Source organism: Paenarthrobacter aromaticivorans (assembly GCF_019038615.1).
GTDB lineage: Bacteria > Actinomycetota > Actinomycetes > Actinomycetales > Micrococcaceae > Arthrobacter > Arthrobacter aromaticivorans.
Genome location: NZ_JAHOPC010000013.1, coordinates 105,290 through 120,650 on the forward strand (window position 1 = coordinate 105,290; position 15,361 = coordinate 120,650).

Consider the following 15,361-nt stretch of genomic DNA (forward strand, 5'->3'; position numbering starts at 1 on the left):
ATGGCTGATTCAACCCCTAGACGAGGTAGAAATTGTCAGAGATGGTTTTACCGTAGTTGACGACGGCTTTCTTGAAGAAGGCCGGGCCCGCGACAATGTCCTCGACGGCGTGCTGGGCGCTGAAACGGTACGGTTCCCCGGACTGGATCACCACGGGACCGTCGACGTAAGCGCGATGGAGTGAGGCTTCGTAAATTGCCTTTGCGCTGACCGTCGAATCAGGTGAAATGAAGGCAAACGAATCGCCGCTGATAAACGTGCTGGGGTCCAGAGATTCATTGACAGCCCAGGCCCATGACAGAATCACGACACCAAAGCGGCCGTACTTGGCCTGAAAATAGGATGCGTCGCTCTTCTGGAAGCTCCGTCCCAGAACGATGACCACCCGATCGACGACGTCGACATACTCACCTTGGCGGGCGATGGCCTGGTTGAGTTCAGCTTCGCTTTCCACTGGACAAACCAGGGTGATCATGCGGTGCGATTTGGCGTAGTCAAAGCCGATGCTGTCCAGGATCTGTTCGAAACGCCGTTCATACGTGTGATGTGCAAGCACGTCATGGAGGGCGGCGTGCCTGACGTGATCCGCAGTTGCCGCGTCCAGGTCCTGAACGTCTGAATGGCCGTCACCGGCAAACAGTATCCGGCCCTTGAAGAATTCCGCGACGCCTTCGGAGTAGTTGGAGACAACCAAAGTATTGCAGGACATGAGTTCAAATATGCGGCGCGCAAACATAGTGGGCGACGAGGTCACGGTGTTGATGTTGAGACCAAGCGTCGTCGACTTGTAGGCGTCGGCGATTTTTGAATGGGGAACGGCAGGGTTGGTGAAGGGACGATAGCGCTCGGGGAAATGGTGTAGCTCATCCTCCGATCCCCAAAATCTATCGAAGATGCGGAGGTCCATGCCGGCATCGAGGATCTGGTCGAAAATGACTTCCATCTCTTTGGAACGGTCAAGGTGGTTTGCGTACCAACTGCCTGCGAACGAGACTCCTTGGTCCCTCGGGGAAGTCTCTATCGGATTGAAAAGCTTTGGTTGTGTAGCAAATGGAAGGCAATGAACACTGGAGTGTCCGTACTCTTCCTCATAGCGGGGAACGCAGGTCACGTCAGTGGTAAAAACGTGATCGAACCTCACCGCTGTGTCGATGAAGTTGTGGACCTTGTCATCGAAATGCGTGGGGTCTTCTTTGTTCCAGAAGACAGTTGGAATGTCCTCGTTGTCGCACCACTCCAGAATCTCAAGGAGTTCGGTACGGTTCTCCCGGGCAAAGTTGGAGCTCGCATAGATGCGGCCCTTCCACGGCCGCTTTTCACTGTCCACGCCCGACCATGCAGACTCACAGAAAAAGATATCGGGCCGGTCTGCCTCAAAACGCTCACGCCAGTTGTGAGGCTCGATAACGATCGGGTTGAACTCGTATTTGAAGCAGTTATAGGTGAATTCGTCTGCGATCAGGGCGACCTTCAATTCCCTGGCCCGCCGTGGTGCCTCGTCTGCGTCATCGATTACGGCGACTGTGGAAGTACCCCCGGCCTTTTTCTTGGCTGGAACCTGCTTCGACGCTGAAAGTGCCTTTACCCAAATCTGATTGCTCGTCAGCAGCTCTCCCGCGGCCGCCTCCCAGAGCACCGTACCTACACGAAGCTCTGTAGCGCCTCGAGGCACGGTTAATGTCAGTGACACATCGTTTGGGCGGCGCCCGTCGATGTACTTGTAGGCATACTCCTCGGATGTTGGGAGGCCGGCGGGGCAAATCCGGCCACCGTCCTTGTCAGCAAATTCCAGGAGTGCCAGCGCGCTCTTCCTGGACAACCCTTCGACTTGAGGAATTACCGAGAATTGAACCTGGATCTGGGGGCCCTTTGTGTCGGCCAGTGGAATCCTCGCCCATCGAGCCCGGGAAGTCACCGCCACGTTGGCTCCGAGCTCATGCAATCGATTGAACTGCAACGCTTTGCCATTGGTCTGGGGAGGACCGAAGCCTGGGCGGAGATCGTCAGCGGATTCTGTTCCCAACTCGACGATGTCCAAGGCATTCAAAATCCTGAGTTTGCCTGGCTCCGCATGCCAGGCCGCGAAAGCAATCCGTACACTGGCGCAATCTGAGGGGGCATGGACCTCGAATGAAAACGCGCCAGAGGAATCCGGCACCAGATAGATGTATTCGCCGACGGGACCACGGGGAATGTCCGTCAAACTTCCCACTTCAGCCCCGTGTTTATCGGCGAACCTGAAGAGGGCCACGGCATCCCTGAGCCCAACCGGCTCGGAACCTACGAATTGGCCTTGGACTCTTAAGTGCTTGGCGTCAAGTGTCGAAATGTCGAGGCTGAGCGGCTCCCTGCCCAGACCCACTTCGGACGCAGTGCCGTGCTCACGGGAGACGGATATCCGATTCGACCGGAGATCTCCGGCGCCGGATTGGCGGGATTCCGAAAAGGGCGGGAGGACGTTGTGTCGTACGCGAACTGCGTTTGTCAAGGACAAGCTACCGGCATAGCCCTTCCAGAGTGCGAAGCCGAGTACTACTTCGGTGCAGTCCATAGGGATGTACAACGTAGTTTCAGAGACACCGAGAGCGTTCGGAACGATGTAGACGTAGTTGCCCTGGCGGCCTTTGCTGATTCGTCCCCTGCTAGGGACCTCAGTGCCGCTCGAGTCAAGGAACTTCACCCAGATAATCCCGGATTTAGTGCCGTGCTGATCGGGATTGCTGACTGTTTGGAAGGTGGAGGTCACTTCCGAGCCTGGAACCACCTGCAGGCGCACTTCATAAGGCCGTTTGCGCAGCACCAAGTGGGCGTCGGGGTCGCTGTTTGAGTCGAGCAGCACAAAAGATCGCGGCTGAGCTGTGTCCTCGCCGGTCCAGATGCTGTGCGGTTGTATTTCCTGGCGGTCAAAGAGTTTGCGTAGCAACGCTTGACTCCAATTTCTGGGTTTGGGGGAGTGATCTAGATTGTTGGCGAGGGGCATCGCCGTCGATCTAGCGGACTATCTGGATCTCGGTGCCGAATTCCGGCACTCTGGTCCCTACTCCCAGGAGCTCCGCCACTGCCGCAACCGTGCGTTCGGCAGCTTGGCCGTCACCGTAGGGGTTTACAGCATTTGCCATGGCATCAAATGCGTCCTGCTGATTAAGCAGCCGATCAACTTCCTTGACGATCGTCTCCTCGTCCGTGCCGATGAGAGTGACGGTGCCGGCGTGAACAGCTTCGGGACGCTCCGTGTTGTCGCGCATCACCAAGACAGGCTTTCCCAAGCTGGGTGCTTCCTCCTGAACTCCACCGGAATCCGTGAGGACTATGTGTGCGAGGGACAGCATCCGTGTGAATTCGCCATAAGCCAAAGGCTCAGTGACGATCACGTTTGCCTTACCTTCGATTGCCGGCAGGACTGCTTCTCTCACGACTGGATTCTTGTGTGCGGGAAGTACCACGACAAGATCCGGTTCGGCCTCGGCTATTCGGGCCAAAGCGCGTCCTACACCCCGCATGGCGTCACCTTGATTCTCGCGGCGGTGCGTGGTGACCAGAAGGATCCGGCGGCCGCTGGCCGCAAGCTCTTCGAGCTTTGGATCGGTGAAAGGGACATTCTTATTGACTGTGGTGAGGAGTGCATCGATCACGGTGTTTCCGGTGACGACGATGTCATCCTCGTTGATGCCTTCCGCCAGCAGATTGGCTTTACTGGTGCTGGTTGGGGCGAGATGCAAACTGGCGATCTGGCTGGTGATCTTACGGTTCGCCTCCTCCGGGAATGGAGAGTACAAGTCGCCGCTTCGAAGCCCGGCTTCGACATGAACAACAGGGATACCGTGATAGAAAGCCGCGATGGCGGCAGCAGTCGACGTCGTGGTGTCACCCTGAACGATGACAGCATCGGGTTTGTTGCTGCTGAATAATTTGTCCAGGCCATCGATGGTCCTGGTCATAATCGCCGACAGCGACTGACGCTGCTGAAGGATGTTCAGGTCGTGGTCTGGAATAATCCCGAAGAGTTCGTTGACCTGATCCAGCATTTCGCGATGTTGGCCTGTGACAGTCACTACGCAATCGAAATCGGTAGATTGTTGAAGGGCGGTGACGATCGGAGCCATTTTGATGGCTTCCGGGCGAGTACCGAAAATTGGCATGACGATTTGCATGGATTCCCCCGGGAAGGCAATGGCTGATCAACCGATGCTATCGCACAGCCAATCGAGGTGATTAATTGTGCGTGACGCCCAACATGCCTCAACCTGCAAACATCAAGGTCAGTACCAGTAGCGGGATGCTGATAGAGACGAGTATCACAATGGTCAGGGCTACCAGCCGCTTTTGCCGGGGGCTGGCTTTCCGTGATCCGGTACTAATGCTCGGTACAGAAGAAGCCGTGGGTTTGGGCGCAGTGCTACCGCCGGCAGGCCGCGCCGGCTTCGGAGAGGCTGAGAGCCTGGATTCTGAACGAGCGATATCTACGGTGCCCGGATTGCCGGGCAAAGTAGATGTGGGAACATCCCCCAGGAATCGACGTTTGCGCATGTGTCGTGGGGACGGCGAAGGTGCCGCCGCTTGGCGGACAGTATCTGTCACGTCGTCACTCCTCAGCTGCGTCCAGACGGAACATGGCCACGCACAATTGTTGCATCCGAGCAGCAAGGGACCATATTTGGGCAGACGAGGCCCTCCCAGCCGCACTGTCAGCGGCATGGATTATTTGTTTGGCGACAAGGCGCGAAGTCGCCATTGAAGGGCGGCTCGCACAAACTGTGCAAGCCGCCCACTTCCCAAGGGAACTAGCCTCGATCAGAATACGGCGCGTCGTTTCTGACGCCGGAGCCGTTCGTCACGTTGATGTAGACATACTTTCCGGAGCCAAGACTTGTCCTGCCGAGCTTTGCCGTTACGGATTCCAAGCGTGGATTCATACCCAGTTGTTTGCCGTAGCTCGGGTTGTAACTCGAGGCAGACACGGTCTTATCGAAGGTTCGTCCGTATGCATCTGTCCACTTCACTTGGATGGTGCCACCACTCAAGTTTTGACCTGTGACGAGTACATCGCCGTTGCCGTAGAAGACTGAGTCAGTAATGACTGGCGTCATACTGCCAGCCCTCATCTGTTCCACCATCGGTGCCCAGGTCCCCTTGCAGGTGTAGAACGGATCCCACATATATGAGATAACTTTGACCGGATAGTTCCCTATCTGCTGCAACTGTCGGTCATGTCGCGCTTTCGTGCTCTGGCCGCGGTAGTTGCCGTCGCAGGGGTTCTGGCTGGTGCCTGGCGCCATTCCTTCCATGTTGGCCCATAGCTCGACGTCGGTGCCTTCGACCCCTTCCGCCATTGCAAGGAAGTAATCGCGGGTTGGGGCGGCGTACTTGTTGCCCCATGTTCCACTGCCGACAATTGCGGCCGCATACTGGTCCACGCTATTTCCGCTCTCGTGGCCAAAGAACGATCCCCCCTTCCCGGTGCCCATCCCATCCTGAACGGCGATGGCCAGATGGACTCCATTCGCAGTCTCAGCAATATTTCTCACTGCTGCTCGAGCGTTATCCGGCGTGATATGCCCAGCAAGCTCCTTGCGTGAATCGATATACGGGCTCACCAGTGCGGAGCGACCTGGCTGATACTGGGCTATTGCTCGATTTTGGATGTCATAGACAGCGAGCGTTGAATCCCATATAGCGCCATTGGCTACGGGCATTTCCGTATAGTGGTAATAGCCCGTCAAGCCTGGAACGTTGTTCACCTTTCCTTGAAATTGCAGGAACCGGTTGGTGAAAGCCGTGAATGTCGACTGGTATGACAGGTCGACAAGATACGTGATGTCTGTTCTCTTCACAGGAGCGGGCATTCCCGCGTAAAACTTCATCCCCAACGTGGTAGCGGCCTTGGCCACAGAGACAGAGATCGAGGCGGTCCCGCTGGTGATGATGACGACGTCATACAAATTATTGGACGAGTTGCATCCGGTTCCCTGGGTGGGGATAACCATGACCGTATACACGGTGGATCCACTCGTCACAGTCTTGTCGCGGGGACACGCGAGAGAAGGCGCGCCCCATGTGTTGCCGTCGGCGTAGGTGAAGTATCGATTCACACTGACCCCAGAGGTAGCAGCAGTCACGCAGTTGACGCCTGAAATGGTGCAGCCTGCCGGCACGGAAGCGGATGTTGCTGGTTTGATCTGAGAACCGAAGGTGATGATCGTATCCCCGCCGACGGACTTAATATCCGTCAATTTCTTCAAGTTGGCGTCATCACTGGTACTGCCGAAAATGAAGTAGCCGCTTATGGGGTAAACCGGGGAGGGCGCGGCTTGGGCTGTGGATCCGTGAAGGAAACCCATCACCAAGACGAAAGCGGCCAAGATGCTGGCAGTTAGATGTCGGGCATTGCTCGTGCTGAAGTAGTACGTCTCTGCTTTAAACTTTGCCACGGAGGATCCTTGGGCTCGTAGGGCTGAGACCTTGGACCTATGGCAAAAGGATGACGGGCATGCCTGTCGAATTCAAGAACTTGACGAAATCCTTCACGCACGAACGCACGCCTGAAAGTCAACGAAATTTTGTGACAGTTCTTTTGCGAGGTTTGGTAGGAATTAACGAACTCTGTCACATGGAATTTGTGTTTTAGAACCTAAAATCCGCGAGTGTTCCACTAGCGAGAAGAACACTCCGGCTGCATCCACACGTCGATGAGCCCACCTGTTTCGACGACGAATCGGTCCAGCCATGCTCCGGCCGAAAGGTCGGGTTGTGAGCCGACCATTTGGACCTCAGCAGACGTACATTGGCGAATGAGGGTGCCAGCGCGAAGGAGGTGATAGTCGGACGTAACCACGGTGACGGACTTCCATCCGTTCTGCGCAATCAGCTCCGAAAGGCCTCTGGCTTCACCTCGGGTGTTCAGCGGCGAGGGACGGAAACAGATCAGATCGGGGTCGTCGTCTTCATGGCACAAAGCGTCACCCTCAACGTTGCCGGAAAGGCCCGTTGTCGAGACCACCAAAATGGGTATGTCCAGGCTTTCCTGGAGTTCCTGAGCCACTGGAAGTCGTTCCTTACTTAACCCGCCCAAAACCACGATGGCGTCGGTACGATGAGGCACTACTCTCGGAGGGCTGTAAAAGAACTGAAAAGCGGCAATCAGCCATATCAGGGCGATGGCCACAACCGAGACAGCAACCCGCGCAGCGGCGCGCGTGACGGAGGCGGTTTTGAGGGGCACGGGGACAGTCTATGGTCCCCGAATGTGCGTTCGGTACGAGGCACCTGCAGCCCGGGCAGTTACCGCGTATCAACGTCCTCAAACACCAGGAAAGTCTGGGTATCCAGCACTCCCTCCATGGACTGAAGCTGGTCGAAGATCACACGGCGGAGGTGAATGTTGTCGGTGGCCCGGACCAGCAGAATGACGTCAAAGTCGCCACCCACCAAGGCAATGTGGTGAACCTCGGGAATCGCCCGCAGGTGCTCCTTCAGTTCCCGCCAAGAATGCTGCTGGACTTTGAGCGTGACATAGGCCGAAGATCGCAGGCCGGCTTTGATTGGGTCCACCAACGCCGTGAACTTGGTCAGAACCCCCTCGCCGGTCAGCCGGGCAATGCGTGAGTAGGCATGCGCCCGGCTGATGTGCACGTTCTCGGCCACTTGCGTAATGGACATCCGGCCGTCAGTTGTGAGTTCCCGGATGATGTCCCGGTCAACATCGTCCAGGGGCACGGCAGTCTGCTCCGCCTCGGTCTCGCTCATGTGGTCTCCAATTCGTCTACAGGACTGGCGCGTTACCCAGCTCACATTTGCAATTCGTCTTTCAGAATAGCCACTTCCTGCATGCTCTTCCATGATTTGCGCGAAAGCTGGATACGAAACAGCTCCCCGGAACATACTGGAAGCACATAGTGGCTAGAGAAGGACGGACCAATGACGATCCACGCAGACCACACTGCGCCGGAAGCGGCAGTAGAGGACCAAGCTGCTGACGTTCAGAGAAAATTCGGCATCAGCGTAGAGGACTACATGCTGCCGGCCCGGCACCAGATTCAGATGGTGAATCCGGATGGGACCCTCCGCTCCCACGAAGAGCAGGGCACCGAACCCGGCCATGAGTACCCCACGCCAAGCGATGCTGAACTCATGGCCGCTTACGAGCAGCTCGTCGTCGGACGTCGGGTCAACGATCAGAACTCTGCGCTCGTCCGGCAGGGCCGTATGGCTGTCTATCCGTCAAGCCACGGCCAGGAAGCCTGCCAGGTGGCGGCTGCCATGTGCCTCAGCGAAGGTGACTGGCTCTTCCCGACGTATCGCGACGCCGTCGCAGTGATGACCCGTGGTGTGGATCCTGTCGAAGCGATGACGATCTTCCGCGGTGATTGGCACGGTGGCTACGACCCCAAGAAGCACCACGTCGGGATCCAGTGCACCCCGCTGACCACCCAGCTGCTGCACGCCGTCGGCGTCGCGCATGCCGCCAAACTCCGCGGTGAGGACACCGTGGTGATGGCAATGTGCGGCGATGGTGCCACGAGTGAGGGTGACTTCCACGAGGCCCTGAACTTTGCGGCCGTCTTCCACCTACCGGTCATCTTCTTCGTGCAGAACAACAAATACGCGATTTCCGTTCCGCTCAGCCACCAGTCGGTGGCGCCGTCGCTGGCCCACAAGGCTGTCGGCTACGGAATGGCCGGTGAGCGAGTGGACGGCAACGACCTCGTCGCGCTCCTCGCCGTCATGGACCGTGCAGTGAAGTTGGCCCGCGAAGGCTCCGGACCTCTCCTGATCGAGGCGCACACGTACCGTATGCAGGCGCACACCAACGCCGACGATGCCACGCGCTACCGCCCGGACAGCGAGGTGGCCGAATGGCAAGCGAAGGATCCGCTGGCCCGAATGAAGTCCTATCTCACCCACAAGGGACTTCTGGACGACGCCGCCAATGAACGTATTGCCGAACATGCAGAAGCCGTCGCTACACAGTTGCGCGAAGGCCTCGGTGAAGATGTCCCCGTACAGCCGCTGGACCTCTTTAAGTACGTGTTCTCCAAGCCCACCCCACAGCTGAGAGAGCAGTCTGAACTGCTGGCTGACGAACTCGCCCGCGCTGAAAGCGCCGAAAATCACGGAACGGAGAGCGCAAAATGACCGTCACCACTACTGCCAACGGCACCACCACAGCCAACGTCAGCGCAGCCACCGCAAGCGCCGCCGCCTCCGCTGCAGCTACCGCTGAGGCGAGCGGCCCCCAGTCCATCACCATGGCCAAGGCGCTCAACGCAGCAATGGCCGATGCCATGCGTGCCGACGCCTCCGTGCTGGTCTTCGGCGAGGACGTCGGCATGCTGGGCGGTGTCTTCCGCATCACCGACGGCCTCATGGCCGAGTTCGGCGAGCAGCGCTGCTTCGACACCCCGCTGGCAGAATCCGGCATCGTCGGCATGGCTGTCGGAATGGCCATCAACGGCATGCGGCCCGTCATCGAGATGCAGTTTGATGCGTTCGCCTACCCGGCGTTCGAACAGATCGTCAGCCACGTCGCCAAGATGCACAACAGAACCAAGGGCAAGCTCAAGATGCCCCTGGTCATCCGCGTTCCGTACGCCGGCGGCATCGGGGGAGTGGAACACCACTGCGACTCCTCCGAGTCCTACTACGCCCACACCGCTGGCCTGAAGGTCTACACCCCTGCCACCGTTGCGGACGGTTACCGCATGCTCCGCGAAGCCATCGACTCGGATGATCCCGTGATGTTCATGGAGCCCAAGAAGCTCTACTGGTCCAAAGACCAGGTGGACCTGGACGCCTTGCGCGCAGAGCACGACGCCGGCACCTCCACCGAGGGCCGCGCCGCTGTTGCTCGTCCTGGCACCGACGCGACGCTGATCGCCTACGGGCCGTCTGTTCCCACTGCGCTCGCAGCCGCGGCTGCCGCTGCCGAGGAGGGTCGCTCGCTCGAGGTCATCGACGTGCGCACCCTCGTCCCCTTCGACGACGAGACCGTCTGCGCGTCCGTACGCAAGACGGGGCGCGCCGTCGTCATCGCCGAGGCGCACGGATTCGCCTCGGTGTCGTCCGAGATCGTGGCGCGTGTCCAAGAGCGTGCGTTCCACTACCTCGCCGCACCGATCCGCCGTGTGACTGGCTTCGATGTTCCGTTCCCGTCACCCAAGTTGGAGCACTACTACCTGCCAAGCGTCGACCGCATCCTCGACGCCGTCGACGACCTTCAATGGGAGGACTGACCATGAGCTCAGATATGCAGGTATTTCGCCTGCCGGACCTGGGGGAGGGCCTTACCGAGGCCGAACTCGTGAATTGGCTCGTCGCCGTGGGTGACGAAATCAAGGTCGACCAGCCGATCGCTGAAGTCGAAACAGCCAAGTCCATGGTGGAGGTGCCCTCGCCTTACGCGGGCACGGTGGCAGAGCTTCACGGTGAGGCCGGCCAAACCCTCGACGTCGGCAAGCCGCTGATCTCGATCGCTCGCTCAGGCGCTGCTCCCGTTGCGCCTGAAACGCCGTCCACGGAAGAAGATGCGGTCTCGACCGGGATCGTGGCCTCGCCCCAGGTTGATGCGGCGGCCGAGACGTATCGCACCGAGGAGAAAGCTGGTTCCGGCAACGTACTTATCGGATACGGGACTCCTGGTGGCGTGACCGGAGGCCGCACCCGCCCGCGAAAGGCGAGCGTCGGCGTCGTCGATCGCGAAAATGAGACCCTGGCCGAGAGTCCGGTTGCTTCCGAGCCCGCTGTGGCAGGAACTCGTATCCCCGGCAAGCTGAGTGCCGTCATCTCGCCGCTCGTCAGGAAGATGGCCCGAGACCACGGGGTTTCCCTTGAGACTATCGAAGGCTCGGGGGTCAGTGGGCTGATCATGCGCCGGGATGTGGAAGCTGCGATCTCTACACCGGAAGCTCCTGCTGCGCCTCGTACTGCAGCGAAGGCGAAGGCTCCAGCCTCGGCCGCCGTTGCCGGGGGCGACCTCGATTCCCGTACGGGACTGGCTGTCGCGGCCCGGACTCCGCTCCGCGGAGTTCGCAAGGCAGTTGCAGCCAACATGACCAAGAGCCGCACGGAGATCCCGGAGGCGACGGTCTGGGTGGACGTGGATGCGACGGCTCTCCTTGAGATGCGGGCTGAACTGAAGAAGCGTGCTCCGCATGACACGCCTGGTCTACTGGCCTTCATCGCCCGTTTTGTCACTGCTGGGTTAAAAAAGTACCCGGCACTGAACACGCGCTTTGAACTGGGGGAGGATGGCTCCCAGGAGATTGTCGGTTTTGACGGAATCAACCTCGGTTTCGCAGCACAGACGGATCGCGGTCTTGTGGTCCCGTCTGTCCGGAACGCGCACCAGTTGAGCGCCCGCGAGTTGGACGCCGAGATCCGGCGCCTCACCACCGTGGCGCGTGAAGGTAAGGCCACTCCAACCGAGCTCGGCTCAGGCACCTTCACCCTGAACAACTACGGTGTGTTCGGCGTGGATGGTTCGGCCGCGATCATCAACTACCCAGAGGTTGCGATGCTCGGCGTGGGTCGCATCATCGATAGGCCGTGGGTGGTAAACGGTGAGCTTGCCGTCCGCAAGGTTACCGAGTTGACCCTCGCCTTCGACCACCGGGTGTGCGATGGCGAGACAGCAGCCGGCTTCCTCCGGTACGTCGCGGACGCGATCGAGAACCCTGGTGGGGCGCTCGCGGACATGTAAGCCCAAGACAGGCGGCCACGCAGCAGGACCCCGATTTAGGTGATCGGGGTCCTGCTCTTTGTGGTGCAAATCCTCGGGAAATCCTCACGAAATACTGGCGGAGAGTGCCACCAACTCTGCGTACAATTTTCTGTGGGGGTCAGCTGGTGGTCTCCAGTTGCCCGCGACCCAGCCTTACCGTGCTCAGTCGCCGTTCTAGGATGCCCAACCCATGGTAAAAAACTCCCCAATGCGATCCTTGAGGACCGTCGGCTTCGCGTTGACCGCGCTCCTCATTACCGGGGGACTGGCCGTTCAGCCAGCAGTAGCGGGAGATAGCGACATCATCCCGAGCACCCCGCAATCACTCCGTCCGGCACCTGAAGTGGCAACGGACCAGTTTATTGTCGGGCTACGAGACAACGTCAAAGCAGCCGCGGCCACTGCTACGGCGGAGCAGGCTGCAGATCGTGCAGCCACCAAGCTCGGAGCGGTTGCCGAAAGCTCGCACCAAAACGCAGCGGGCGGACATGTCATCAAACTTGCCAAGGCACTTTCAGGGACAACAGCCGAGCAATTCCTGAAAACCCTTCGTGCGGATCCCAACGTTGCCTACGCCGAAGCTGACGACATCATGCAGGTGGCTGCTGATCCCAACGATGCCTACTATTCAACGCAGTGGGATCTCTCAGAGGATTTGGCCGGCATTCGGCCTTCCGGGGCGTGGCAATACAATCACGGTGAAGGCGTAGTCGTCGCCGTAGTCGACTCCGGGATCACGAGCCATCCGGATCTCAACGCCAATGTGTTGCCCGGCTATGACATGATGTCCGATGCCGCCGATGCAAGGGATGGGAACGGCAGGGATGCAGACCCTACAGACCCTGGCGATTGGTCTACGGCCAATGAATGCGGAGTGGGGAGCCCGCAGATAAATTCTTCCTGGCATGGAACCCACGTGGCGGGAACAATTGCAGCCATCGGAAACAACGCCACCGGAGTAACGGGCGTGGCGCCGAAGGCAAAAATCCTTCCGGTGCGGGCATTGGGTGCTTGTGGCGGCTATACGTCGGACATCGCGGATTCAATCATTTGGGCAGCAGGCGGCGTTGTTGCCGGGGCCCCAATAAATCTCAACCCGGCACGCGTCATCAACCTCAGTCTCGGTGGCATCAAGCCGTGCTCTGCCACCTATCAAAACGCGATCAATTTCGCCTATAACGCTGGGGCAGCCGTAGTAGTCGCTGCCGGCAATTCCAATCGCCCCGCGGCCGACTCCAGCCCTGCAAACTGCCAGAACGTCATCACAGTTGCCGCGAGCGACAGGACAGGAGCAAAGGCGTCGTACTCCAACTATGGGAGCGCTGTGGATGTAACTGCTCCCGGCGGCGAAATGAGCTCCTCGGCCTTGAACGGCATCTTGTCTACCTACAACTCAGGGACAACCACGCAGGGAACGCCGGGCTACGCGTTCATGCAGGGTACGTCCATGGCAGCCCCTCACGTGGCGGGCCTTGCGGCTCTCCTTTATTCGGCTGAGGGCATCACCCTGACTCCGGAGCATTTGGAACAACAACTGAAGCAGACCTCGAGGCCACTTCCTGCTGGCTGTTCCGCCGGATGTGGCGCCGGTCTGATTGATGCCACTGCGGCCCTCACAACGTTTGGTGGGCATCTTCCCGTGACGCCTGCAGCAGTCGTATTCATTGACCGGGACGGCACCTCGAACGATACCTACACGATTCCCACGTCGGCCGGCGTTGAATACTTGGTTGGCGGAAAGGTTCTTGCCGCTGGCACGTATACCGGCAGCGGATCAGTGACTGTTACCGCCAGGGCTCTGACAAATTATTCGTTTGCTCTTGCGGCAGCCGCCGAGTGGAAGTTCACCTTCAAGACTTCCACCCAAAAAATCACTGATTTCGACGGCGACGGCAAGAGCGATGTCCTTGCCAGGGACAGCGGCGGTGTTTTGTGGTTGTACCCGGGCAATGGTTCTGGTGGCTGGCTTTCCGCTCGTCAAATTGGTTCAGGCTGGAATGCCATGACGTCCATTGAGTCCCCAGGTGACTTCAACGGTGACGGCAAAATGGATGTCATCGCGAGGGACAGCGGCGGTGTTTTATGGCTTTATCCGGGCAATGGTTCCGGTGGTTGGCTTGCCGCCCGTCAGATCGGAACTGGCTGGAACGGGATGGCCGCGATCGAGGCGCCCGGTGACTTCAATGGGGACGGCAAAGCCGATGTGATCGCCCGGGATGCCAATGGCGTTTTGTGGCTTTATCCCGGTAACGGTTCAGGTGGCTGGCTTGCTGCCCGCCAGATCGGTTCGGGTTGGAATGTCATGACCGCTATCGATGGTCCCGGAGATTTCGACGGGGACGGCAAAGCTGACGTTCTTGCTCGCAACTCATCCGGCGTTTTGTGGTTGTACCCCGGTAACGGGTCAGGCGGTTGGCTTGCTGCCCGCCAGATTGGTTCCGGTTGGAATGTCATGACCGCGATGGAAGGCCCCGGCGACTTTGACGGTGACGGCAAGGTTGACGTCGTTGCCCGCAACGGGTCCGGGGTGTTGTGGTTGTACCCCGGTGACGGTTCTGGTGGTTGGCTTGCTGCCCGTCAGATTGGGTCCGGCTGGAACGTCATGACAGCCATCGTGTAGTCCGGCCCCGGAGTTCACCTGCCGCCGGGTCATTCCGGCTTCTCCCAGCTGCGCATGGGTAGAATCGAGGCCTGAACATCGCCGGATTGCATTGGATACGGAGAACTCATTGTCAGCTTGGCACGAACTTGGCACAGACAACTACGTCTTGGAGACTGAGGGGTCCTTACTCAACACCGGGCTCGTGGTGGGCAGTGAGCTCGCCATGGTCATCGACACCGGATGTGGCCCGCGCCAAGGCCGCGAGATCCTCGCTGCTGTCCGCGAAAAGACTCAGCTTCCGCTGGTGGTAGTCAACACGCACGCCCATTACGACCACTTCTTCGGTAACGCTGTTTTTGCCGACGACGGCGTGACGGAGTTCTGGGCGCACGCCAACTGTGCGGCAACCATCGAACGGGACGCGGACAACCAGCGTCGCTTCGTCGCCACGAACGAACCGGAGATGGCCGCGGGGGAGGGAGACGCCGTCGACATCGTTGTTCCGAACGCGATCGTTGGTGACCAGCCCGTTCTGGTGGACCTTGGCGGAATCACCGCGACGCTGTTCTATCTGGGCCGCGCCCACACCGACGGTGACCTTTTGGTGGGGACAAACTCGACGCTCTTCGTCGGCGACCTCGTCGAGCAGGGCGCCCATCCTTCGTTTGAGGACTCGTACCCAGAGGAATGGGCGGACGTCCTCCGGCACATCTCCGCTTTGCGTCACCGATACGAGTTCCTGGTCCCAGGCCACGGCAAGCCTGCGAGCGACGAATTCCTCAAGACCATGGCCGACACCATGAGCACTGCAGTGCGGCAGGCAACCCAGTCCATCCGCGATATGCCCAACGATGCGACCAAGGCCATCCCGGTGCTGCCTTATGGACCGGAGCAGTCACGCTGGTTCATCAAGCGGCTCCAGGAGACCAATGCCCAGCATGGAAGGGCTGCTGGCGGATCCCTGGCAACTCCCGATTTTGGACCCGGGAAGACTGGCCTCTACCCTTCTTCATGAATGAAGGTTGCTTATAAATTTGTCATCT

10 protein-coding genes are annotated in these 15,361 nt (G+C 59.1%); 5 read left to right on the forward strand and 5 right to left on the reverse strand.

Features of this window, described 5'->3' with window-relative positions; all coding sequences use genetic code 11:
• Nucleotides 1-16: 16 nt before the first annotated feature.
• The 5 genes from KSW38_RS18660 to KSW38_RS18680 form a co-directional block, all read right to left on the reverse strand.
• Nucleotides 17-2,923, reverse strand: a complete 2,907-nt coding sequence (locus KSW38_RS18660) for a CgeB family protein (protein ID WP_216926437.1) — start codon at nucleotides 2,921-2,923, stop codon at nucleotides 17-19.
• Between the two features lie 67 nt (nucleotides 2,924-2,990).
• Nucleotides 2,991-4,151, reverse strand: a complete 1,161-nt coding sequence (wecB, locus tag KSW38_RS18665) for a non-hydrolyzing UDP-N-acetylglucosamine 2-epimerase (RefSeq protein WP_216926438.1) — start codon at nucleotides 4,149-4,151, stop codon at nucleotides 2,991-2,993.
• A 630-nt stretch (nucleotides 4,152-4,781) separates the two neighbouring features.
• Complete coding sequence (locus tag KSW38_RS18670; protein WP_216926439.1) at nucleotides 4,782-6,428, reverse strand: hypothetical protein; 1,647 nt, start codon at nucleotides 6,426-6,428, stop codon at nucleotides 4,782-4,784.
• A 221-nt stretch (nucleotides 6,429-6,649) separates the two neighbouring features.
• Nucleotides 6,650-7,219: a YdcF family protein gene (locus KSW38_RS18675; protein ID WP_308169445.1), complete on the reverse strand. Its 570-nt coding sequence runs from the start codon at nucleotides 7,217-7,219 to the stop codon at nucleotides 6,650-6,652.
• A gap of 59 nt (nucleotides 7,220-7,278) precedes the next feature.
• Nucleotides 7,279-7,743: an Lrp/AsnC family transcriptional regulator gene (locus KSW38_RS18680; protein WP_216926440.1), complete on the reverse strand. Its 465-nt coding sequence runs from the start codon at nucleotides 7,741-7,743 to the stop codon at nucleotides 7,279-7,281.
• 171 nt (nucleotides 7,744-7,914) lie between these two features.
• On the opposite strand from KSW38_RS18680, the gene pdhA reads away from it, so the two are divergent.
• The 5 genes from pdhA to KSW38_RS18710 all read left to right on the forward strand — a co-directional run bounded on the left by pdhA (nucleotide 7,915) and on the right by KSW38_RS18710 (nucleotide 15,333).
• Nucleotides 7,915-9,132, forward strand: coding sequence for a pyruvate dehydrogenase (acetyl-transferring) E1 component subunit alpha (gene pdhA / locus KSW38_RS18685; RefSeq protein WP_216926441.1), 1,218 nt, complete (start codon nucleotides 7,915-7,917; stop codon nucleotides 9,130-9,132).
• Complete coding sequence (locus KSW38_RS18690) at nucleotides 9,129-10,229, forward strand: alpha-ketoacid dehydrogenase subunit beta (RefSeq protein ID WP_216926442.1); 1,101 nt, start codon at nucleotides 9,129-9,131, stop codon at nucleotides 10,227-10,229. The genes pdhA and KSW38_RS18690 overlap by 4 nt, the downstream gene beginning before the upstream one ends.
• Nucleotides 10,230-10,231: 2 nt before the next feature.
• On the forward strand, nucleotides 10,232-11,695 hold the full coding sequence (locus tag KSW38_RS18695; RefSeq protein ID WP_254186682.1) for a dihydrolipoamide acetyltransferase family protein: 1,464 nt from the start codon (nucleotides 10,232-10,234) through the stop codon (nucleotides 11,693-11,695).
• 229 nt (nucleotides 11,696-11,924) lie between these two features.
• On the forward strand, nucleotides 11,925-14,336 hold the full coding sequence (locus tag KSW38_RS23535; protein WP_254186683.1) for a S8 family serine peptidase: 2,412 nt from the start codon (nucleotides 11,925-11,927) through the stop codon (nucleotides 14,334-14,336).
• A 109-nt stretch (nucleotides 14,337-14,445) separates the two neighbouring features.
• A complete protein-coding gene (locus KSW38_RS18710) occupies nucleotides 14,446-15,333 on the forward strand; it encodes an MBL fold metallo-hydrolase (RefSeq protein WP_254186684.1) in 888 nt (295 codons plus the stop codon).
• The last annotated feature ends 28 nt before the right edge of the window (nucleotides 15,334-15,361 follow it).